The organism is Ilumatobacter nonamiensis YM16-303, assembly GCF_000350145.1.
Taxonomy (GTDB): domain Bacteria; phylum Actinomycetota; class Acidimicrobiia; order Acidimicrobiales; family Ilumatobacteraceae; genus Ilumatobacter_A; species Ilumatobacter_A nonamiensis.
On sequence record NZ_BAOL01000002.1, the window covers coordinates 1 to 22,557 of the forward strand.

General features: G+C 66.9%; 22 protein-coding genes. 14 read left to right on the forward strand and 8 right to left on the reverse strand.

All coding sequences use genetic code 11. The features are described from left to right. The 4 genes from ON45_RS00135 to ON45_RS00150 all read left to right on the forward strand — a co-directional run. A partial coding sequence (locus ON45_RS00135) for a TrmH family RNA methyltransferase (protein WP_040490956.1) occupies positions 1–230 on the forward strand: 230 nt, incomplete at its 5' end. Beyond that, complete coding sequence (locus ON45_RS00140; protein WP_083913930.1) at positions 190–1,896, forward strand: SDR family NAD(P)-dependent oxidoreductase; 1,707 nt, start codon at positions 190–192, stop codon at positions 1,894–1,896. The genes ON45_RS00135 and ON45_RS00140, both read left to right, overlap by 41 nt. A gap of 60 nt (positions 1,897–1,956) precedes the next feature. Continuing rightward, positions 1,957–4,080: a hypothetical protein gene (locus ON45_RS00145; protein WP_148288452.1), complete on the forward strand. Its 2,124-nt coding sequence runs from the start codon at positions 1,957–1,959 to the stop codon at positions 4,078–4,080. A 169-nt stretch (positions 4,081–4,249) separates the two neighbouring features. Beyond that, complete coding sequence (locus tag ON45_RS00150; protein ID WP_040490970.1) at positions 4,250–5,113, forward strand: VOC family protein; 864 nt, start codon at positions 4,250–4,252, stop codon at positions 5,111–5,113. A gap of 66 nt (positions 5,114–5,179) precedes the next feature. Here ON45_RS00150 and ON45_RS00155 read toward each other — a convergent pair whose 3' ends face one another. The 5 genes from ON45_RS00155 to ON45_RS23970 all read right to left on the reverse strand — a co-directional run bounded on the left by ON45_RS00155 (position 5,180) and on the right by ON45_RS23970 (position 10,208). Beyond that, positions 5,180–6,388 carry an MFS transporter gene (locus ON45_RS00155; protein WP_040490959.1) on the reverse strand — a complete coding sequence of 403 codons (1,209 nt, stop codon included), beginning with the start codon at positions 6,386–6,388 and terminating at the stop codon, positions 5,180–5,182. Between the two features lie 61 nt (positions 6,389–6,449). Next, complete coding sequence (locus ON45_RS00160) at positions 6,450–7,574, reverse strand: MBL fold metallo-hydrolase (RefSeq protein WP_040490960.1); 1,125 nt, start codon at positions 7,572–7,574, stop codon at positions 6,450–6,452. Positions 7,575–7,666: 92 nt separating this feature from the next. Continuing rightward, entirely contained in the window at positions 7,667–8,158 is a 492-nt protein-coding gene (locus tag ON45_RS00165) for a pyridoxamine 5'-phosphate oxidase family protein (RefSeq protein WP_040490961.1), read from the reverse strand. A 48-nt stretch (positions 8,159–8,206) separates the two neighbouring features. After that, a complete protein-coding gene (locus ON45_RS00170) occupies positions 8,207–9,037 on the reverse strand; it encodes a phytanoyl-CoA dioxygenase family protein (RefSeq protein WP_051062152.1) in 831 nt (276 codons plus the stop codon). Between the two features lie 49 nt (positions 9,038–9,086). Continuing rightward, on the reverse strand, positions 9,087–10,208 hold the full coding sequence (locus ON45_RS23970) for a ResA-like WAxxUGC motif-containing protein (protein ID WP_306301646.1): 1,122 nt from the start codon (positions 10,206–10,208) through the stop codon (positions 9,087–9,089). Positions 10,209–10,408: 200 nt separating this feature from the next. Between ON45_RS23970 and ON45_RS00180 the strand changes: the two genes are divergently transcribed. Further along, positions 10,409–11,293: a TauD/TfdA dioxygenase family protein gene (locus tag ON45_RS00180; protein WP_051062155.1), complete on the forward strand. Its 885-nt coding sequence runs from the start codon at positions 10,409–10,411 to the stop codon at positions 11,291–11,293. A gap of 21 nt (positions 11,294–11,314) precedes the next feature. On the opposite strand, the gene ON45_RS00185 is transcribed toward ON45_RS00180, so the two are convergent. Both ON45_RS00185 and ON45_RS00190 read right to left on the reverse strand, forming a co-directional pair. Continuing rightward, entirely contained in the window at positions 11,315–11,674 is a 360-nt protein-coding gene (locus ON45_RS00185) for a DUF202 domain-containing protein (protein ID WP_040490962.1), read from the reverse strand. Then, the gene (locus ON45_RS00190) at positions 11,671–12,072 is read right to left on the reverse strand and encodes a YidH family protein (protein ID WP_040490963.1); all 402 of its coding nucleotides are present in this window, start codon (positions 12,070–12,072) and stop codon (positions 11,671–11,673) included. Before ON45_RS00190 ends, ON45_RS00185 begins: the two co-directional genes overlap by 4 nt. Positions 12,073–12,251: 179 nt before the next feature. Between ON45_RS00190 and ON45_RS00195 the strand changes: the two genes are divergently transcribed. Further along, on the forward strand, positions 12,252–13,532 hold the full coding sequence (locus ON45_RS00195) for a hypothetical protein (protein ID WP_040490964.1): 1,281 nt from the start codon (positions 12,252–12,254) through the stop codon (positions 13,530–13,532). A gap of 437 nt (positions 13,533–13,969) precedes the next feature. On the opposite strand, the gene ON45_RS20755 is transcribed toward ON45_RS00195, so the two are convergent. Continuing rightward, entirely contained in the window at positions 13,970–14,611 is a 642-nt protein-coding gene (locus tag ON45_RS20755) for a class I SAM-dependent methyltransferase (RefSeq protein ID WP_051062156.1), read from the reverse strand. A 281-nt stretch (positions 14,612–14,892) separates the two neighbouring features. Here ON45_RS20755 and ON45_RS00205 point away from each other — a divergent pair, with 281 nt between their 5' ends. From ON45_RS00205 to ON45_RS00240, 8 genes are all read left to right on the forward strand, one after another. Beyond that, positions 14,893–16,743, forward strand: coding sequence for an alpha/beta fold hydrolase (locus ON45_RS00205; protein ID WP_051062157.1), 1,851 nt, complete (start codon positions 14,893–14,895; stop codon positions 16,741–16,743). Continuing rightward, complete coding sequence (locus ON45_RS22860) at positions 16,740–17,351, forward strand: hypothetical protein (protein ID WP_051062158.1); 612 nt, start codon at positions 16,740–16,742, stop codon at positions 17,349–17,351. Before ON45_RS00205 ends, ON45_RS22860 begins: the two co-directional genes overlap by 4 nt. Beyond that, positions 17,348–18,184, forward strand: coding sequence for a class I SAM-dependent methyltransferase (locus ON45_RS00215; RefSeq protein WP_040490965.1), 837 nt, complete (start codon positions 17,348–17,350; stop codon positions 18,182–18,184). The genes ON45_RS22860 and ON45_RS00215 overlap by 4 nt, the downstream gene beginning before the upstream one ends. After that, a complete protein-coding gene (locus ON45_RS00220) occupies positions 18,181–18,378 on the forward strand; it encodes a hypothetical protein (RefSeq protein WP_040490966.1) in 198 nt (65 codons plus the stop codon). The genes ON45_RS00215 and ON45_RS00220 overlap by 4 nt, the downstream gene beginning before the upstream one ends. A gap of 51 nt (positions 18,379–18,429) precedes the next feature. Next, positions 18,430–18,642, forward strand: coding sequence for a hypothetical protein (locus ON45_RS00225; RefSeq protein WP_040490967.1), 213 nt, complete (start codon positions 18,430–18,432; stop codon positions 18,640–18,642). A gap of 69 nt (positions 18,643–18,711) precedes the next feature. Continuing rightward, the gene (locus ON45_RS00230) at positions 18,712–18,921 is read left to right on the forward strand and encodes a hypothetical protein (protein WP_040490968.1); all 210 of its coding nucleotides are present in this window, start codon (positions 18,712–18,714) and stop codon (positions 18,919–18,921) included. Between the two features lie 93 nt (positions 18,922–19,014). After that, complete coding sequence (locus ON45_RS00235; protein ID WP_148288453.1) at positions 19,015–20,883, forward strand: ABC transporter ATP-binding protein; 1,869 nt, start codon at positions 19,015–19,017, stop codon at positions 20,881–20,883. 74 nt (positions 20,884–20,957) lie between these two features. After that, entirely contained in the window at positions 20,958–22,397 is a 1,440-nt protein-coding gene (locus tag ON45_RS00240; protein WP_040490969.1) for a phytoene desaturase family protein, read from the forward strand. Positions 22,398–22,557 lie beyond the last annotated feature (160 nt).

The window sequence follows — 22,557 nt, forward strand, 5'->3', positions numbered from 1 at the left end:
CCGGCTTCGAGACGTGGGCGATGACGCCGGCCGAGGACGCTGACGACGTGTGGAACGTCGTCGTGCCCGAACGTGTGGCCGTCATGCTCGGGGCCGAAGGTCCGGGCCTGACGTCCGCGGTGATCGAGCGTGCGACCCGGTGCGTGAAGATCCCGATCAGCTCGGAGGTCGACTCGTTGAACGTCGGCCATGCCGCGGCCATCACACTCGCCGCGATCTCCCGCCCCTGACGTTCTCGTCGCGCTTCGACCCGGGACCCGGGCCGAACCGCGACGAGATAGCTTCGCCACGGTGGAATCGCCGGACCGGAGCGCTCAGCCGACCGGTGCGCGAGTCGGGCGAGACGACACGCGCGAGCGGTTGCTCGACACGCTGGCCCTGCTGCGGGACGTGATCGAGGCCCCCGAGATGTTGGCCGAACTCGATGCCGAACAGCGCGCCGATTTCCTCAACGCTGCGGGTGACGTGTTCTCGCCCGACCCCGAGATCCGCCGACGCCGCACCAAGCTGCTGCAGCAACGTCGTCGGAGCGATCGGTTGCGACGCGACGAGGAGACGCTCGACGAGACCGGCATCCGGTCGCTGCGCTCCAGGCCGGTGTTCACGACGCCCGACGTCTTCGCCCCGGACGACTTCGATCAGCGCGACGTTGCCGACGACCCCGACCAACCGCCGTTCCGCGAGACGCTCGAGCCGCAGCACTGTTACATCTGCAAGGTCCGCTACCACGAGGTGCATCACTTCTACGACCAGCTGTGCCCGTCGTGTGCGGCCTTCAACTTCGCCAAGCGCGGTGAACTCGCCGACATGTCCGGCATGACGGTCCTGCTCACCGGTGGGCGCGTGAAGATCGGGTACCAGGCGGGAATCAAGCTGCTGCGATGCGGTGCCGAACTGATCGTCGCCACCCGCTTCGCGCGTGATGCCGCCGAGCGGTACGCCGCCGAGCCGGACTTCGACGAGTGGGGTGATCGGCTCGAGATCTTCGGGCTCGACCTGCGGCACACGCCGAGCGTCGAAGCGTTCTGCACCCAGATCCTGTCCACGCGGACGCGACTCGACGCGATCATCAACAACGCCTGTCAGACCGTGCGTCGGCCACCGGGTTTCTACGAGCACATGATGGAGAGGGAATCCGCCGCCCTGGGTTCGCTTCCGGATCGGGTGCTCCGGTTGGTCGGGTCGTACGAAGCGCTGCGCGATGTCGATCGCGCACTCGAACCGGCTGCGCGATCGGACGGTGAGACCGACGATGTCGCACGTCGAGCGGAGCGGTCCGACGCGCCGGGCCTGGTGAACGCCGCAGCGATGTCACAGGCGGTGTTGCTCCCGGAGGATCGGCCGTCCGTCGACACCCTGTTCCCGGCCGGCCAACTCGATCAGGACCTGCAGCAGATCGACCTGCGCGGTCGGAACTCGTGGCGGCTGCAACTCCACGAGGTGTCAGCGGTCGAGCTGATCGAGACGCAACTCGTCAACGCGGTCGCGCCGTTCGTCCTCAATGCTCGGCTGAAGCCGCTGATGGAGGCCACCCCCGGCGCCCACAAGCACATCGTCAACGTTTCGGCGGTGGAAGGCCAGTTCTACCGGCCCCGCAAGACCACGAAACATCCGCACACCAACATGGCCAAGGCGGCGCTGAACATGATGACGCGGACGTCGGCGACCGACTATCACCACGCAGGAATCAACATGAACAGCGTCGACACCGGGTGGGTCAGCGACGAGGATCCCGTTGCGGTCGCGGCGGCGAAGACGGCCGAGCACCGGTTCCATCCGCCGCTCGACATCGTGGACGGCGCGGCCCGAATCGTCGATCCGATCATCGATGGTCTGAACACCGGTACCCACGTGTGGGGGCAGTTCCTCAAGGACTATGCACCGACGGATTGGTAGCCGCGAGACCGGCCGATCGTCACCCGGTTGCGCGTCGTCCCCGACTTGTAGCGTGCTCTCATGAGCCGGGCGCGGAGAGGCAATCTCCACGCCGGTCGGCGCACAGCGACTGGCGTCGTGGCGATCGTGGTCGCCCTCGCGATGGCCGCATGCTCGGGGTCGCCGGACGTCGAGGTCGTCGCACGCGAGGCCACCTCGACGACCACCATCGCGACCACCACGTCGCTGCCGACGACGACCGTGCCGAGTGAGCCGTCGACCACGGTTCCGCCGTCGACGACCACGGTCCCGGACGTCGACATCGAACAACTGGACGGTCTGCTGAGCTCGGATCCGAGCGGTCAGCACCTCACCATCTCGATCGACGGCGTTCAGCCGGTCGTGGACGAGATCGCGTGGGCGGCGACGTGGCAGACGCTGAACGGACGCCTGCTCAGCGAACACCTCGACGAGCAGCCGGCAGGAATGCTGCCGGGAGCGGTGATCGCGGGTGCGCCCACGCTCCGCACCCAGCAGCGGTACCGTGTCGAAGGCCTCGGTGTCCTGAGCGGCGAGGTGTTCGAGGACCGCTACGAGATGCTCGTCGAGATGCCGGGGGTCGATGACCCGATCGCTGCCTCCCGCTACATCGCCGAGGCGGTGGCCGAAGCCGTCATGGATCTCGACGAGTATCCGAATCAGCGCGCCGGAACATGGGAAGAGGAACGTGGCGCCTACGTCAATCTCGGGCAAGCGGATGCGTCGTACGACATCGGCGTCTCCGAGGCGTCGCTCCCGGTGCCGTCTGCCGATCCTCGGACGGTGCTTCGATTGAACATCACTCGAGGAATCGCAGCGAGTCGTCTCGCCGACGGACCTGGTCTGCGGGAGCCGATGTTCGAGCCGCTGCGCGAGCGTTTCGATCGTCTGGGAATCGGTCCGGCCGATGCGGTGATCGATGTCGACCGAACGGTGTTCACCTCCACGTTCCGCCCCGGCGAGCCTGCGACCGAGAGCATGGGGGCGACCGTGCGCTATCCGGACGTGGCAGCTGCCGAACTGGAGGGTCTTCTCGCCGACGTCGCCGTGGTCCTCGGTGACGACTTCGGGAGAAGCGACGAGTACCTGGACGATGGAGAGGTCTGGTTCTTCGCGGAAGCGTTCACGGATGGCTCGTATGTGTTCGAGCACGTCGCGTCGGACCTCGATGTGACGGTGGTGAGCCAGACCGGTGAACTCCCTGTCGTCGAGTCCGACCCGCCCGCTCAGTCGTCGATCGTCGGCGACGACTCGGGTGGTCCGCCCGACCCCGACTCGGACGTCGTCGACTTCGCGTTCGACGGTCTGACCCCCATCGACGGTGGTGAGATCGGTCCCGCCGTCGAGATTCTGTCGCAGGGCCGAGACGCGGCGACGCTGGTCGCCGAAGAACTCGACATCGAGGGAATGGACCCACCGATCCTGGTCGCGGACGCACCCATCGTCCACGCGGCGACCGAGCTGTACGACCCGGAGTTCGATCCCGACACCGGCGCGGTCACCGGCGCCGAGGCCTATGAGGTTCGGTACTCGCAGGCCGTCGAGGTCGACGGTGACGTCCGCCAGACGCAGCTGGAGATCCAGGCCGCGATCGCCGAGCTGCTGTCGGAGCTGTACCCCGACGAGTCGTCGGTGGAGGATTCGTACGAGGTGATCGACGGTCGTTTCGATGACGCCGTCGTCGTCGGCGGCGGATTCCCGCAACGCCTGACGGTCTCGATCTCACCGCTCGACTGGAGCGACGATGCGGAGTCAGGGCGGCTCTCCTTCTCCGTTCGCCGGTACCAGGAGGCGCCCGACCCGGCGTCGCTCGGGACGCGTTCCGAGTGGATCGACGATGACCTGGCGGCAATGATCGGCGTCGTCGAACCGGCCGGCCCATCGGAGATCCAGTCGGTCTCACGTGCTCGCTTCGCATCAACCGATGGAGAGAACCTGCTGGCCACGACGGGAGCTCAGCTGATGATCTCCGCGCCCGACGGCCCCGACGAGCCCTTCGCCACCGTCGCCGAACTGATCGAGGCAGCCGGCTACGAGGGCGACCAGTTCGACGACGCGTCCATGTCGTTCCACCGTCCGGAGCCCGCACGGCAGGACCGCTACTTCATGCTCGGCGAGCCGGAAGCGCTGATCGTCTTCGTCGACACCGACCCGCAACCCGCCTGACGCCCGGCTAAAAATGCGTTGGTGCCGGCCACCGATGAACATCGTCGTGAGCGGTTTCGGGAATCCGCAGCCATTTCCGGATTGCGGACAGAAACTGACCGCATCCCGTTCTACGTTCGTGGCATCCGAGGTGGTGATCGCACCACCGACCCATGATGAGGAGAGTCCGATGACCGAACGAGATCGCTACATCCCCGGAGTGCCGTGCTGGGCCGACGCTGCGTACCCGGACCCGGCCGCTGCCGCCGAGTTCTACTCCGAGCTGTTCGGCTGGGAGTGCGAGGACACCATGCCGGCCGATGCTCCGGGGCACTATTTCATGGCCCGGATCGACGGGCGCGATGCAGCGGCGCTCGGGTCGATCCCCGACGGAGCGCCGTCCGAGCCGGCGTGGAACACCTATGTGTGGGTCGACGACGCCGACGCCACCGCAGCAGCCGCGAAGTCGGCCGGCGGCACGATCATCAGCGAACCGATGGACGTGATGGACGCCGGCCGCATGGCGATCCTCGCCGACCCGGACGGTGCGGCGATCTCGGTGTGGCAGCCCGGGCAGCACCGGGGAGCGCTCGCGGTGAACGAACACGGCGGCGTCAACTTCAATGATCTCTACGCCCGCGATCTCGGCGCGGTCGCGTCGTTCTACGACGCCGTGTTCGGATGGAAGCCGATCGAGATCGGTCCGGGGGCGGTGTACTGGTCGATGCCGGCCTACGGCGACTTCCTGGAGGAACTGAACCCGGGAATGCGGGCCGGGATGGCCGAGATGGGTGCGCCCGAAGGATTCGAGACCGTCGTCGCCACGGCCCAGACGATCGACTCAGGCGAGTCGGAGACGTCAGCCCACTGGGGAATCACCTTCGGCGTCGATGATGTCGACGCAACCGCCGCGAGCGCCACGCGCCTCGGCGGCAAGGTGCTCAGTGAGCCGGTCGACATGCCGTGGGTTCGCACCGCGACGATCGAGGATCCGCAAGGTGCCGTCTTCGTCGCCAGCCAGTTCAAGCCGGAGAACAAGGACCTCGCCAGCTGACGGCATCTCGCAGACCGGCGGCGAGCGTTGCCGTCCTCCACTGCAGTGCCGGCGGGTGGCGGTGGGTCAGCGGGCCGGGAGTCGGCTGGCGAAACCCGCGCCGACGAAGGACACCGCCGCGGACAGGATGAACACCCAGGTGAAGGATCCGAGTGCGTCGGCGATCGCTCCGCCGATCTGCGGGGAGATCATCTGCGTCACACCGAAGGCGAGCGTGGCCGCGCTGAAGGCGGGGCCGTAGGTGTCGACGGTGGTGTTGTCGACGATGTGGGCGATGATCAGCGCCGGCATCCCGGAGAACATCAGCCCGACCCCGACCGCCGCGAGCGCGACCCACGGTTGGCGCCCGGTCAGGACCAGGAGTCCGCACAAGCCGAAGACAACGAACGTGGCGGTGAGGGTGATGCGCCGCCCGATCCGATCCGACAACCGGCCCAGTGACAGCCCGCCGACGACGGTCGCCGCGCCGACGAGCGAGAACATGTTCGTCGCGTCGCTCGAGGAGAAGCCGCTGTCGTCTTCGAGACGCGCGACGAGGAAGCCGATCACGAGGATGTACGCGAACCCGAAACACGCGTAGGCGACCACCGCGGGGACCCAGCCGCGCACGGTCCGGAGCGCGGTGATGCCGCCGAACCCCCCGGCGACGGCCGGTCGATCGCCTTGGGATCGGAGGAAGAGGAACGTGCCGAGCACGACGAGCAGCGCGATCGAGAACTCGATGCGGTACAGCGTCTGCCAGAAGGTGCCACTGTCGCTCCGGCGCTCGAGGTAGCCAGCCATCTGCCCGGCGAAGACGATGCCGAGTCCGATGCCCGAACCGACGAGCCCGACGGCGAGTCCGGCGCGATTCGGTGGAAGTGATCGGGCCGCGATCGCCGGTGCGGGAATCCAGATGATCGCCCCTCCGATTCCCATGGCGATGAGGGCGAGCGCGAGCACGGGTCCCGACGGTGCGATCGATGCGAGTCCGAGCGCGCTGGTCGAGACGACGAGACCGATCCGCATGAGTCCGACCAGGGTTACTCGCGACGCCGCCCACGACACCCCGATCGTGCCGACGAGATAGGCCGTGACGTTCAAGGTCCCGAAGAAGCCGGCGAGCGAGTTCGACCCACCGAGTAGATCGTCGCGGGCGTCGGGGAGGACCACTCCCCAGGTGAATCGTCCGAACGCCTGAGCGACACACGTCGCGGCCATGACGAGCACGATCACGAGCCAGATCCGCTCGCGTTGCGCGACGATCGGGAGATCGGTGCTGGCGGGAGCGCTCACTGCCGCACGCTACGGCCCGGCGGTCGGCGATCGAAACGATTTCCGGCCGGCACGGTCGACATCAGCCGGTCGGTGCGTAGTGTGCGAATCCACCGGTGTCGGACCTGGACAGTTCGCCGAGTTCACGCAGGTGCTCGAGATGGGCGTACGTCTCGCTCTCCGCCATCTCGCCCCATGACCGCTCTCGGAACAGCACGCGCATGAAGTCGTCGACGGTGCCGTTCGGGAGTTGCTCCTGAGCATCGCGGATGATGTCGAGCCGGTCCTCGTGGTGCTCGATGATGTGGCGCGCCCGGCCGCCGAGATCCTCGAACGGGTGGCCGTGTGCCGGGAGCGCGATCGTCACGTCGTGGAGCTCCTCCATCCGGATGAGCGATGCGAAGAACTCGGCGAGCGGATCGGACTGTGGGCTCATTCCGCTGATGTGCGGGGTGATCGACGGGAGGACGTGATCGCCGGTCAGGACGACACCGTGCTCGGGGTCGAGGAGGCACAGGTGGTCGTAGGTGTGGCCGGGGGTGTGCATGGCGACCCATTCACGGCGGGCGAGCTTGATCGTCTGACCATCGGTGAGCGGTCGGGTGGGGCTCGGTACGGCGAACGCACCGCCCATCGATTCGCCGGCCGCACGCATCCGCTCGAGGAATTCGGGCGGAGGTCCGGACCGCGCGCCACCCCACGGGTTCGGACGGGAGAAATATCGTTCGAGCGCAGCCGCGCGGTCGTCGACGGAGTTGACGTCCAAGGTCGCGGAGTCCTCCTCGTCGTCGAGTTCGGCCTCCTGCCACATCGTGCGGAACGTCTCGTGCGTGACGATGTCGGCGTCGGTCTCGTAGCGCAGCCGGATCGCCCCGCCGAAATGGTCCGGGTGTGAATGGGTGACGACGATCGTGTGCACGTCGGCGACCTTGAATCCGGCGCGGCCCAGGCGATCGCCGAGCGCATCCCAGGATTCGTCACCGGGCAGGCCGGGGTCCACGACGGCGAGACCACGCTCGTCCTCGAGGAGGTAGCAGTTGACGTGACCGAGGCCCGGCATGCTGATCGGCAGTTGGCTGCGGAGGATGCCGGGCGCGACCTCGGTGATCTCGGTCGACGCGTCCTCCTGCTCCTGCTTGGGCGGTCGGACCGTTGACGGGGCATCGCCGTGGTGGTGATGCTCGGGTGGGTGGGCGTGGTCACTCATCGCGTTGCTTCCGGTCGGGGTGCGGTTCGTGCACCGGCAGTGCGACTCATGATGGCGCGTCGCTCGGCGAGACGACTGATCGGACGTCGGCGTCAGTCGCGGTGGTAGTACTGGCTGCCCCACACCGCCAACCGGTTCTCGCCGTCGCGAGTCGGCATCCGCCACGTCGATGTCTCACTCGATTCGAGGTCGAGGCGGTACAGCGCCCGTGGCTCCGCGATCGTGTCGGTGATGTACGCATCGGCGAACTCCGCCGGGGTGTATCGACAGGCGATCTCCCGATACAGGTCGCGCCACTCGTCGTCGTTGCCGAGGTCGTGCACGAGCTCGGCCCGGCCTCGAGCGACGAGCTTGCGCATCGACCCGACCGACTCATCGATCGTCGCGCAGATCGCCGGGTCAGCTTTCAGGTCGCCGAGCCATGCGGATTTCGCTCGTGGCGTGAACCACAGCGCACCGTCGCGGTGAATGAACCAGATCGGGACGACTCGGGGCAGACCGTCGACGCCCAGCGTGCCGAGGCGCAGCAGGTGACCCGGTTCGTCGAGAAAGGCCGTCAGTTCGTCGTCGGTCAGTCCAGGCACCCCGCCATCCTGGCAAGACGCCGCGTTCGCGATCGGATCGAACGGGATCTACCCGCGCGCGTCGATGGGCTCAGCGTCCCACAGTGGGACCTCGGCGGGGTCGCCGTAGAGCAGTTCCGCCGGGCTCTGTTTCTCGATGTTGCCCGTCAGGCCGCGGTACATCCCGAGCCCGCAGAGCTGGCGGAGCCGGGGTGAGAACGTCGCCATCACCTCGGGTGGGATGCCGAGCTGCTGATTCTCCTGCTGGCGGATGAACCCGGCGCAGTAGTTCATGGCGACCCCGACGCGGACGTCGTCGCTCGTGACGTTCGCTCCACCGCCGTGCCAGGTGCTTCCGTGCCAGACGAGCACGCTTCCCTTGGCCATCTCGGCCGGGATCGTCGGGACGTTCGCATCGCCCGCGAAGTAGTCGGGGTTCTGCCACCGGTGACTTCCCGGAACCACGCGGGTTGCTCCGTTCGCCTCGGTGAAGTCGGTCAATGCCCACATCGAGTTGCACACGGTGGCGACGTGCGGCTTGGCCAACGGTTGCACCTGATCGTCGGCGTGAACCACCTGCGCGGTCTCACCCGGCGCCAGCGAGATCGAGGCCAGACTCGACACCAGGCACTGCGGGCCCAGCACGCCTTCGATGAGTTCGAGGACGACGGGATGCACCGGCACCTTCTGCCAGATCTCGCCGTAGGCCAACAGGTTGTAGGTGCGCGTGGTTCGGTTGCCTTCGAAGCGATTGCTCGCCGGCTGCCGGTCGAGTTCCGCTTCGAGGCGCGCGACGTCGTCGAGCAGCGCATCGACGAGTTCGGGTTCGATCGCGTTCTCGACGATCGTGTACCCGTCGTCGATCAGCTGTTGATGATGCGGTGCAAGGTCGATCGCCACGGTCCCATCGTATGGGCGGTGATTCCTGCGAGCCGCGTCTTGCCGCGGCTCAGACGTCGAGGGTCTTCGGGTAGTACTCGCCGGGCCTGACCTTGCCGGTGTCGGTACCGAAGTCGCCGTCGAATGGCCAGGAGTCGTCGGTGGGCACTTGCATGAACCGGCCGAAGTCGCCGCCTCCTGCGGCCTCGTTGCCGACGAGCGACCAGGCTTGACGTTTGTAGGTCCAGTTGTCCGGGTCGAGGCGGTGCGTCTCACGCCAGTGGGCGAACGCCCCATCGCGGTCGCCTGCGCGCCAGGCGCGCTGACCCAGCTCGAATCGCGCGGCGGCCTCCGACTGGTCGAGCGACCTCGGTTGCGACGCGTTCACGACCTCGTCGGGCGTCATCACGAATCGAGAGTCCGCGCCGTTGACTGCCCAATCGCGCACGGCGTCCGCGTAGCTGTCACGGTCCTGGCCGGCGCTCGCTGCGGCAGCGGGGTCGCGCCCCTCGGCCTCGGCTTGCTTCGCGTTGTCCTCGATGACCTTGGTGAGCCAGTCGGGATACTGCACCGGACCACCCCAACCGGGTTCGGCAGGCCGGACGATCGTGCCGGCCTCGTCGATCCAGATCACGTTCGGGATGTTGACGACTCCGAATGCCCGTTCCATCACGTGGTCGTCGTCGACCAGTGACGGGTGCTCGGGCGACGCCGCCTCGATGAATTCCCGCACGGCTTCGGCACCGTCGGTCTCGATCCCGACGGTCACGATCTCGATGGTGTCGCCGTGTTCGGCGACCAGTTCGGAACGCAGTGCCTGCCACCCGGGCAGGTCATAACGGCAACCTCAATACGGGCTCCACGCGGCCAGGACCACCTTGCGTCCGCGGAGGTCGGACAACCGCACGTCGTTGCCGTCGAGATCGCGCAGCGCGACGTCCGGCGCCTCGGCGGTGACCAGTGCCGTCCCCCCGAACGACTCGGGCCCCACCGCATGCACGCCGGCGGCGGGGTCGGACACGATTGCCATGCCGAGCCGTTCGGCCGTCGTGGTCAGGTCGAAGCCATCATCGGTCTGGATCGAGCCGAGCGGCACGCACACCTCGGCCTTGCACGCGCCTTCGGGCTTGACCTCCCAGCCGGTTCCTTCCCGGAACGTGGTGGCGTCGATGTCCAGCGAGTCGATGATCATCCGTCGATCGTCTCACTCCTGGGCGACTCCCGACGAGTCGTCGATCATCCTTCGCCGACGTCGCTCGGCGACCGAGACCGCCGAACGACTACGGTCGTCGATGCCGTCGTCGGCACCACCAGGTGGCGTGTCGATGACCCGTGGCCGATTTGTTCGCCGACCTCGCCGCCAACCGAACCTGACGAATCCGAGGAGTCTCCGTGACGACGACACGATCCGAACTCGATGTGCAGCGCCTGTCGGGCTCGCTCGGCGCCGAGGTCCGTGGTGTGTCGGTGGCATCGGCGACTCCCGCGGATGCCGAGGAGCTCCACCGACTCCTGATCGAGCATCAGGTGCTGTTCCTGCCGGATCAGTGTCCGACTCCCGACGAGCACATCGCGTTCGGTCGACTGTTCGGTGAACTCGAAGCGCACCCGAATCTCGACCTCGAGCGGGAGCGGCCGGAGTTCTTCGAGCTGCGGGAGACCGACGGTGCCGGCGGCATCGCCGACGAGTGGCACAGCGACATCACCTTCGAACCCCATCCGTCGAAGTTCGCGATCCTGCACATGAAGACGTGCCCCGAGGTGGGCGGTGACACGCTGTGGGCCAATGCGTACAAGGCGTATGACGAACTCTCCGCACCGATGCGCGTCATGTGCGACGGGCTCACCGCCCTGCACGACGCGAGTCCTCATCTCGTGCCCGACAAGATGCACATTCATCCGGTCGTGCGGGTGCACCCGGAGACCGGGCGACGGTCGCTGTTCGTGAACGAGCACTTCACGCGCCGGATCGTCGAACTCAGCGACGCCGAGTCGACGATGCTGCTCACCTACCTGTGCCGATGGATCCACCAGCCGAACTTCACCGTTCGCCATCGCTGGCGGCCCGGAACGGTGGCGATGTGGGACAACCGCTGCACGCAGCACCATGTGCTGAACGACTTCGTCGGCGAACGCGTCATCCAGCGCGTCACCGTGATGGGTGATGATCCGGAGCCGGCGGTGGAATCGCCGTGGGAGCCGTACGGGTCGCGTACCGCGTCGTTCTGGCGCGATTCGAAGGTGCGCGAACAGCTGCGACGTCAAGCAGCGACCTGACCGACGGCCTCGGCCGCCGTCCTACGTCACGAGTGCAGCGACGGCCACGACGGTGGCGACACCGGTGAAGCCGATGGTCGTGATTCCGACGAGACGCGCCGCACGAGGATGCGCCGGGTTCTCGCCGGCGCGAAGCGGGGCGTGCAGGTGTTCGTAGTGTCGACCCGTCCAGATCAGCAAGGCGCCACCGACGATCAACTGAGCCACACCGAGCCCGGCGAGCCCGATGTGGATGGTCGCGGCATGACGGGCGAGGAGTGCACCGGCGACGATCGTGGCGATCGCGGTGCGTTCCCACGCGAGCGCGGTTCGTTCGTGTTGGAGCATCCGATCGAACACGACCGTCGGTCGAGGTTCCTTCGAGCCGCCGGAGCTCGTCATCGAGCAGCGTCCACGGCGAAGAGCACCCCAGCCACGAGGGCGACGACGGCCACGCCGATCGCCATGGCGAGCGGAAGCCGCGAGACCGGCAGTGGTTCGTCGAGACGCATGGCGCGCTCGTTCAACGCCCATCGGCGGTACGACGTCGCTGCCGTCACGAAGCTCAGTGCGAGCAGTCCGATGCCGAGGGCTTCTTCACCGGCGAAGTCGTCGAGCACGGTGATGGCGGCGAGGCCGCCCGCCGCCAGTCCGAGCGCGGTCCGGATCCATGCGAGGAACGTCCGCTCGTTGGCCAGGGTGAAGCGGTAGTCCGGGTCCGCGCCTACGCGGGTCGGGTCAGCGGGGAACCATCGCTCCACCCGCTGTCGCCGTCGGGAGGAGTCGGCCGGATCGCTCATCCCGTGAATTCTACGAAGGCGCCCCCGTCGAGGGTGGCGTCCGGTCAACGCAAGCCGGGGCACCGCCAGAGCCGCTGGCGGCCAGAGGCATCCGAGACGTTGGGCCAGAACTCGCAGGTCGGCTGTCGGTATCCTCCCCGGACTGGACCGGAAGAGGTAGGTGCTGAGGAGCATTGAGGATGGGCAACGAGATCGAGCTGATCAGCGATGGTGAGGGATTGGCGGTCGTCGGGGATCCGGTGGCGGTCGAACAATTTCTGGACTCCGAGGGGTTGGCGTCGAAGGAACTGGAGCTTCCCCGCCTGGGAGCTGTCGCCAGCGCGGGAGCGAAGGCTGCGCAGGCGGGTTCCGAGGTCATGGCCAACTCGGGTCGGTGGGTGAAGCTGACCGAGGACTCGGCCCAGAAGGTCAAGAAGTTCGGGCTGATGGACAGCAAGACGCCTGGGGTCAAGCATGCGATGGTGGGCCAGCCGGGAGACATCAAGAGTTGGCTCCAGATCTCGAAGGCGCCGGGGGCGCTGGCTGCCAATCCGGCGATGCTCGCCGGTGCCGCGGGCATCATGGCGCAGGTGGCCATGGAACAGACCATGGCCGAGATCACCGACTATCTCGCCATCATCGACGAGAAGCTCGACGACGTCCTGCGCGCCCAGACGAATCAGGTGTTGGCACGGATGGACGGGGTCGAGCTCGCGATCAAGGAAGCGACGAGTGTCCGCAACACGGTGGGCCGTGTCTCCGAGGTCACCTGGTCGAAGGTGCAGAATTCGTCGGGGACGATCCACGAGACCCAGGGATACGCGTTGCGCCAGCTCGCAGACCTGGCGGACAAGCTGGAGAAGAAGAGCAAGATCGAAGACCTCGTGAAGATCGCGAGGGAGGCAGAGTCCGAGGTCCAGAAGTGGCTCGCTGTCCTGGCTCGGTGCTTCCAGCTGCAGGATGCGGTTGCCGTTCTCGAACTCGACCGCGTGCTGGACGCGTCTCCCGACGAACTGGATCGGCATCGGCTCGGTCTCAAGGCTGCGCGACAGGACCGGCTGGAACTCATCGTGGAGAGCACCGAACGTTTGGTGTTGCGCATGAGCGATGCGGTCGACACGGCCAACTCGAAGGTGCTTTTCAACCCGATCCAATCCCCGGCCATCGTCAAGGCGAGCAATCGGGTTGCGCTCGACGTTCACGAGTTCCACGGGTTGCTCGAGATCGAGTCGGAGCATCGATCTTCGGAGTCGACAAAGTGGAAGGACGCGGCTGCGGAGCGTTGGGACAAGACGCGCGAGACCGGAGCGGGTGGCCTCGACGCCGCGAAGAACCTCGGAAGCGGTGGGCTCGATACCGCCAAGAATCTTGGGAGCGGGGCCCTCGGTCAGGCAGCCTCGGTGAAGAACAAGCTCTCGGGAAAGATCCCCGGACGAAAGTTCCGTCGTCGCGTTGACGACGAGAGCGAAGGACCAGACTGAGCCGCTGTCTGTGAGTTCTCGAGCGCGTGTGTGGCCACTACAGGCCGTGCCTAGAGCTGTCGATCAGATCCGCAGTGTTGACAACGAACGACTCGCCCCGAGATCCCTGAGATCGAGGCACCGCACGCGGTGCATTCTCGCGCAGTCCTGATTTGCTCGGGGTTCTTCGACCGTCGCCCGAAGGAGTGCTTGAAGGTGTCGACAGTGTCCCTCAAGGTCTCGGCCACCGAAGGTGCCGTACCAGGACGGGTCCCCGGTGTGGGGCGGGCGGGGATGATCGAGTGGGTCGCCGGGACGGTCGCATTCCGTCCGGTCGCGTGCGCCCGGACGGTTCCACACCAGTTCCTCGTTGGCCGCCGACGCGAGCGAAGTGGGTGGCGACGTCCGTGGATCGCCTCGCTGCCGGAGTTAAGCCGCCGTACTGACCGTTCGGATCCTCAGAACGAGCGACGGGCGGTCAGCCAGAAGCCGGTGCCGGCGCGAGCGGTCGTGCCCGTCCATGCACCCGGCAATGCGTCGATCACGTCGCTCGGCGGGAGGTGGATCGGCGTCTGATCGCCGAGCGTGTTCACCCAGACGACGACACCCTCGTCACGCAGAATGCGATCGATCTCGACCGGGAAGAGCAGCATGTTCACCAACAGGATCGCGTCGAAGCTCGCATCGGGAAATGGCAGCTTTGACGCGTCGGCACGAACCCGTGGTGCGAGGTCGGGGGCGTGGCGGAGCATCTCGGCGGAGAGGTCGGAGCAGATCAGCGAACCGACGACCGGTGTCAGGACGCGCGCGCCGGCGCCGGTTCCGGAGCCGACCTCGAGCCAGGCGCCGTCGATCGGTACCCGACCTCGGTCGAGAGCATCGGAGATCGGAGCGGCCTTCACCGGTTCGACGTGATTCCCGCTCCATTCGGGGGCGAGTCCATCGAACACTTCCTGCACCCGAGCGGAGTCAGCCTCGGTCCACGGCTCTCCGAACGCCTTCGCACGGGTGATTCGACGTATCGGATGATCAGGTCCCGCGAACGGCTCTGCATCGACGGCGTCGGGATGATCGGCGAGTTCGATCAGATGGACGTCCATGTTCCGCATTCAACCGGATCCGCATCCGTGTCTGCCGGATCAGCGAGTCAGTGGCGTCGGCGTCCGGCCGATGGATCACCCGTTTGGGCGATGCGTCGCAGAACCAGCATCCGTAATGTCACGCTCAGAGGTCGATCGACCTCGCTGCGTTCACCGAAGACCTCCCGATCCGAAGGTTCAACGTGCCGTTCCGACTTCCTCTCCGCTCCCTCTCGCCGCAGGATCTTTCGGCGTGGACTGATCGGTGCGCGCGAGTGTTTCGGCCGTCTCACATCGATCGCATGACCGCTCTCCTGCGGATGGAGCGGCTGTCGGCGGTGACGCACCTGGTCGCGAGCGCCGAGCACCTCGCAAGCGCCGACTCCTGGAAGCACGGCGGTCTGAACAACTGGAACGTCGCACGTGACGCCACGCCCGTGCGTCAGCGCCACGCACGCCGGATCCTCGACCTCGCGTCGACGCCGCTCGCAACCAGGTTGCTGCACATCGCGCGAATCGGCGGCGCCCTCGTGCTGCTCGCTCCGGTGCGTAGCAACAGGTTCCGGATCACGGCGAACGGTGTGCTCGCTGGATCGTCCCTGCTGTTGCACCCCCGCCACCATCACGGAACGGATGGCTCCGACCACGTCAGCTTCCTCGTGCAGTCCGTGTCGCTCGTCGGTCGGCTGGGGCACCGCCGTCCGTCGATCGTCGACGCGGCACTGTGGACCGTTGCGCTCCAGTCGACGATGTCGTACGCGGTGTCGGGCTGGGTCAAACTCACGAGCGCGACCTGGCGTCGTGGCGAAGCGCTGCCGGCGGTGATGCGGACGACCAACTACGGGGATGCGAGCCTGTATCGCCTGCTGAAGTCGCACCCGAGCGCGACCAAGGCGACGGGGGCGTTCGTGCTCGCGATCGAGTCCTTGTTTCCCGTGGTCTTCTTCTCGCGTGGGCGCCTGACCAAGGTCTTCACCGGTGCGACCGCCGGAATGCATCTCGGCATCGCCCGAGCAATGGGACTGGGGCGCTTCGTGCCGTCGTTCCTGTCGATGCACCCCGCCGTTCTCTACACCGCCCGCCCGCAGACCACCCTCGTCGAAAGCGGAGGACGTCGGTCGGATCAAACCGCATGGATGTTCCTCGCCGGGTCGATCGGAGTCGGGGCACTCGCAGCGGCGGCGGCGGTCCGAAACGATCGCATCGTGCGCCGAGGGCGCGGCGACGAGTGTGTACTCGAACTCGACGACGGCAGCAGGCTCAGCTATCGCATGGTCGAGCACGAGGACGACAGTGCGCCGGTCGTCGTGTTCGAGAACGGTCTGCTGTCGACACCGGAGCACTGGGAGTGGGTGGCACGATCGGTTGCCTCCACGGCGTCGGTCGTGACGTATCACCGCGCCGGGTACTCGTCGAGCACGTCCGACGAGATCGCGGTGCGGACGCTCGACGATCGGGCTCGCCAGGCCGCTCGACTGGTCGATCACGTCGCACACGGGCGACCCGTGGTGCTCGTTGGTCATTCATTGGGTGGATACCTCGCCCTCAAGACACTCGAACACACCAGCGCGGATGTCGCCGCTGCCGTGCTCGTCGACAGCAGCCATCCCGACGAACTGGACGAATCCGAGCGCCAACGTCGCGGTGCCGAACTGTTCGGCGACAACATCGCCCAGATCGGTCGCTCTCTGCGCCTGGGTTCCGGGTTGCTGCTCGACGTTCCCGATTGGGTGCGCACCCTGCCCGAACCGGCACAGCGGACCGCCCTCGCGCAGTACCGGAACCGGAGGATGTGGGATGCGGCCGAGCGGGAGTGGACGGCGACCCAACACGACTTCGCGCAGAACACCCCGCTCGCCGGGGTGGCGACACCGCTCCTCGTTCTGTCTGCCGACGCAACGGTTCGCCGAGACGAGGTACAGGGCCGTTTGCACGAGGCGTTTATCGACATCGGCGGTCCGGGTTCGCGGATCGAGACCGTCGAGGGGGCGAACCACGACACGATCCTGACGAACCAGCGGTACGCCGAGAGCGTGGGGCGTCGGATCGTCGAATTCCTCGGCGACCGCTCGAGTGAGGCGGACGACGAAAAGCGCGATCGAGCGATCGCGAGCGACAGGACCCATCACGTTCAGCAGGACCTTGTCTCGTGACACGCTCGCACCGACCACCACGCCTCGCCCGAGTCGGCGAGATCACGATCCCGTTGGCGCTGACAGGGTGGACGCTCGCGACGATGGTGAGCCAACACCCCAGCAAGGCATTCGACCGGTTGCGCAAGTACGACGCCACCGGTGTGGTGCTCCCGAATTGGCGCTTCTTCGCACCGGAACCGGCCAAACACGATCTCCGGATCCTGTACCGGGTGCTCACCGTCACCGGTGAGGAGCAACCGTGGGACGAGCTCGATCCGATCGCTCATCGCCGATGGTTCCACCCGTTGTGGTTCCCGCGACGACGGACGCACAAGGCGGTGTCCGACCTGACCGGCATGTTCTTCGCCTCGATGGGCCAGGTCGGTCTCGACCCGGCCGAGAGCGTTCCGTACCGCTTGCTGCGCGACCACATCGAGCACTACGTGACGGCACAGGAGCGCGCGAGCGACGACCGCCCACGCGGATTCCAGTTCCTCCTCGTGCGCGACACCGGGTACGAAACCGACGAGGACCCGGACTACCTCTACGCCTCACGCTTCGAAGCGATCGAGCAGAGGGTCGCAGCGGACGACGTGTGGTCTTCCATCGACGGGGAGCGCCGATGAGCGCCGACAGCACGACCGAGTCCGACGGTCTCCCCACCTTCCCGGACCAGAGCCGCCGGTATGGCCGGCAGTTCGCCGACGTCTACGACAACTTCTTCCCCATGTCCGAGGCGTCGCCGGTCGTGGACCGATTGATGCGACTGTTGGAGGACCGCGCACCGACGGTGGTCGAGCTCGGGGCGGGAACCGGCCGGATCACGGTCCCACTCGCCGACGCCGGATGCGACGTGATCGCGGTGGACTCGTCGCCCGACCTGCTCGCCTCACTGAGGTCGTGGACCGACGACCCGGAACGCGACCGCGGCCGCATCGTGGCCGTCGAAGACGACATGCGGACCTATCGAGGAACGACCGAGCGGAACCTGGCGCTGTGCATCTGCGCGACGATCTCGATGGTCGCCAACCGTGACGAGCAGCTCGCGACTCTGCGGACGCTCAGATCGCTGGTGTCCGACAATGGCTGCGTCGTCGTCGAAACCCACAATCCGGCGGTGGTCGAGGCGCTCTCTCCCGGTGGCACGGGAAGCTTCGACTTCGAGGTTCACGAGCTCGGCGTGGTCGATGCGCGATCGGTGCTGTCCGGCGACCATTGGCACATGCGTTGGGAATGGGGTGAGGGCGCCGAACGCAGAGCCGTCGACGAGCACAGTCTCGTCACCACTCCCGAACAACTCGCACGACTTGCAGCGGACGCCGACCTCGAACTTCTCTGCGTCGAGGCTGGATGGGACGCCAGCCAAACCCTTGACACGGCACCGACCTACGTCGCCTTCTTCGCGCCGCGATCCGGGTCCACGACCCTCCCCACACACCAAGAAAGGCCACCCAGATGAAACCCACCAACCTCGCGATCATGATCGTCGGGAGCGTGCTCGTCGCTCTCGTCGTCTTTGCGCTGCTGATGGTCGCGTTCGACCGAGTGCTCTTTGCCATCGGTCCCGCGATCGCCACCGCGTTCTCGACCGCTGCCGCGATCTATCTCATTCTCCGCGATTCGGAAAGGCCGGAACAGACGTCCGATACCTGACCGAACCGCTGAGGGGCGGACACCCCACCCACATCATCACAAGGAGCAAGTATGAGCACCCCGACACAACCTACCCCGAGCGACGACCTCGGATCCGACTCCCCGCTCGGTGACCTCGACGAGAGCACCGAAGAGAGCGTCATGAACGAGGCGGACCCCACGATGGCCACGCCGGCAGCGGCCGCAGCGGTCGCGGCCGGTGTCGCAGCCACAGCGGCGGGTTTCGCTGCCGGCTACGCAGCCGAGGAAGCGGCCGACGGTTGATCCGTCGCACCGACATCGGTCAGCACGCACAGACCACCACCAGCCCACCGAACAGACGAAAGGAACATCATGAACGACGAGACGATTCCACTCGCAGATCAGGCCAACTCCGACCCGAGGGTCGATGAGATCGAGATGACGGCCGAGGAGGCCGAGGAACTCGATGGAACCGAGCCCGTGACGGCGACCCCGGCAGCGTTCGCCGCCGGAGTTGCCGCCGCGGGTGCCGTGGCGGGTGCCGCCGCGGCCGGTGCCGCCATCGGCGAAGCCGTCGACTGACACCGGTCGATCGACACCGCACCCTCGGTGGCGCAGCCTGGACCGGGCTTGCGTCGCCGAGTGGTGTCGCGGCCGCTGAATCACGAGGAACCGATGACGTCACCTGACGAAGAATCGAATGCGGAATCCGACGCCGAATCCAACCTCGCGCGAGCCGAAGTCACCGTCGACTCGCTGCGCATCGCCGTGCGCCAACTCTGGCAACACACTGCTCGGAGTCGTACGACGTTCGTCGCCGCGCTCGTGTTCCTGGTCCTGGCGACGTTGGCGGCGGTCGCCCTACCGTGGGCCGCGATCCGCGTTCTCGACGCACTCGCGGTCGGCGCAGAACTTCGCAGCAGACTCGGGCTGTTGACCGCGATCATCGCGGCGTCTGCCGCGCTGAGCGCGGTGGGCTCGTATCTCATGATGCGCGCGGCCGAGGATGCCGTGGTCGAGGCGCGTTCTCGTGCGGGCGTCTCGTTGATCCGGATGACGGTGCCCGCGTTCTCCGCCTGCACTCCCGGAGATCTGCTCACTCGCTACCTTGCAGACGCCCGCGCGATTCGCCAGATCGCGATGCAGTCGGTGGTCACTCTCGTCACCGGTGTGATCAACATCGCCGGAGCGATCGCGTTCATGGTCTACCTCGACTGGGAACTGTTCGTCGTCACCGCCGGAGCTGTCGCGGTTCCGTGTCTGCTGCTGGTCATCTTCATGCCGCGGATCCGCCGTGCGACCCGTGACCGCCAGGACATCGAAGGGCGACTCGGTGGTGAACTCGAACGAATTCTGGGTGGCTTCACCACGATGAAGGCCGCGGGGGCCGAGCGCTTCGAGATCGTTCGATTGCACCGCCAGGCGTCCGCAGCGCGGAGCGCCGGAATCACCGCGGGGGTGTGGAACGCGTTCTCCACGCTGACGAGCAGTCTCGCAGTGCAGGGCGCGTTCCTCGTGGTGGTCGCCGTCGGGTCCGTGCGCGTCGAATCAGGTGCCATGACCGTTGCCACGCTGGTCGGATTCCTGTTGTACGCGATGCAGCTCTCGGCACCGGTCTTCCAGCTGACCCAATCATTCGCGATCTTCCAGGCTGGCCGCGCCGCGGTCGAACGACTCGGTGAACTCGATGCATTCGACGCCGAGGCCCTCGTGGGCGAGACCATGGGCGAGCAGAACCGTGCCGTCCGCTCCGAGACGAACAACGATCCTGACCGCACGCTGGTCGAGTTCCGGTCGGTGTCGGTGCAGTACCCGGGCGCCCGAGGTCTGGCGCTCGAGGACGTCTCGTTCGTTCTCCCACGCACCGGCCTGGTCGCTGTCGTGGGGCCGTCCGGAGCGGGGAAGTCGTCACTGTTCCGGGTGATCGAACGATTCGTCGACGTCGAGTCGGGAGAGGTGTTCTTCGACGGACGAGACGTGCGTTCGAGTCGCGTCGACGAACTGCGCTCCGAGATCGCTCTCGTCGAGCAGGAGAATCCGCTGTTCGACGGGACTCTGCGCGAAAACCTGATCTACGGAATCGAACCACTTCCCGACGCCGAGCTCATGTACGCGCTCTCGACGGTCGGACTCGGCGAGCGGTTCGCCGAGCCGGCGTCGCTGGACGCGCAGATGGGGCACCGAGGAGCCAGTCTGTCGGGGGGCGAACGCCAGCGCGTGGCAATCGCTCGAGGCCTGCTCCGCGGTCCGAAGCTGTTGCTGCTCGACGAGTCGACATCGCATCTCGACGCCCAGAGCGAGTCGATCGTGAACGACGTCGTCGCCTCGGTCGCCGAGACGCTGTGCGTCGTCGTGATCAGCCACCGAGCGTCCACGGCACGGAACGCTGCACGGATCATCGTCGTGTCCGACGGCTCAATCGTCGACGACGGTACGCACGAGGAGTTGGTGGCCGGCGGAGGCTGGTATGCGACTGCGATGACTGGTCCAGATGACGACATCGAGTCCGGCGACGGTCAGCAACTCGTCAGCGTGACGACGTGACCCACCGGGTGCGGTGAAGTGCCGTCGAGGTTGGGACATCCCGTGGTGAGCCGTTCGCGCCGATCGGTGTGCGGATGACCTCGGCGCTCGTCGTCGGCAGCGGCCCAAACGGGCTGGCAGCTGCGATCACGCTCGCCGCGTCCGGCGTCGATGTCACCGTCGTCGAGGCCGGCCGACGGATCGGTGGCGGGACACGCAGCAGCGAGCTGACCCTGCCCGGTCTGATGCACGACGAGTGTTCGGCGTTCCATCCGTTGAGCATCGACACCGCTTTCTCGCGCCTCGCCGGTTTGGAGCGTCACGGACTCCGTTGGGCGTGGGCCGACGTTCAGTACTCGCACCCGCTCGACGGGGGTGCAGGAGCAGCGGCGCTGCGCTCGGTCGGAGAGACCGCGGCCGGGTTGGGTCCCGACGACCGCGCGTGGAAACAGGTCTTCGGCCCTCTGGTCGGTCGATTCGGTGAGATCACCCCGCACCTACTCGGGCCCCTGATGCGCGTTCCGCGCCACCCGGTCGGTCTCTGTCAGTTCGGTCTGCGCGCGGCGGCCCCGGTGTCCGTGCTGGTCAAACGCTTCTCATCCGAAGCGGCACGCGGCCTGTACGCGGGTGTGGCCGCCCACGCGTTCTGGTCGTTCCGGTCGGTGCTGTCTTCGGCCATCGGAACGGTGCTCGGAACGGCGGCACACGCGTCGGGCTGGCCCGTGGCGGTGGGTGGGTCCGCTGCGATCACCACTGCCATGGCCAACGCCCTCACCGAACGCGGCGGGACGATCGAGACCGGTCGGCGGGTGGGCTCGGTCGACGAGTTCGGTTCCTTCGACCTCGTCATGCTCGACGTGTCTCCCCGAGCCGCGATCGAACTCGTGGGTGACGCGATGCCCGCCCGATTCCGACGCTCACTGAGTGGCTATCGGCACGGCCCCGCGGCGTTCAAGGTCGACTTCGCCGTCGAGGGCGGAGTCCCGTGGAGTCACTTGCCGTCACGTCGTGCCGGCACGGTGCACGTTGGTGGTACCTTCCGCGAGATCGCGACCTCCGAGTCGATGGTGGTCCGTGGTCAAATGCCCGATCGACCCTTCGTGCTGGTCGGGCAGCAGTACCTGGCCGATCCAGGGCGTTCGGTCGGCGATGTCCACCCGGTCTACAGCTATGCGCACGTTCCTTCGGGGTTCACCGGCGACGTGACCGAGGCGATCGAACGTCAGATCGAGCGGTTCGCTCCTGGCTTTCGCGACCGGATTCTCGCGCGGCATGTGCAGAGTACGGCCGCGTTGTCGGCACGAAATGCCAACGTGGTGCGCGGTGACATCGTCACCGGAGCCAACTCGCCGCGTCAGCTGGTCTTCCGTCCGCGAGGTGGTGTCGACCCATACTGGATCGGTGTTCAGGGTCATTTCCTGTGCTCGGCGGCCACCCCACCCGGTGCAGGCGCACACGGAATGTGCGGATACAACGCGGCGCGATCTGCGCTTCGCTCGATCGGCCGACACTGCGCCGACGATTCTGGCGGTTGAGTCGGACCCGTTGGCTCGACCGGCGCTGACGTTCTCGCGTTCGACCCACGTGAGCTGCACCTCGAGAGGTCTCGTCCAGGCTTTCGTCGAGACGGTTCGTGAGGCCGGCGAGTGAAGGCGTGTGGCCGATGCCGCTCGCATCGACGCGCACCACGCCGTC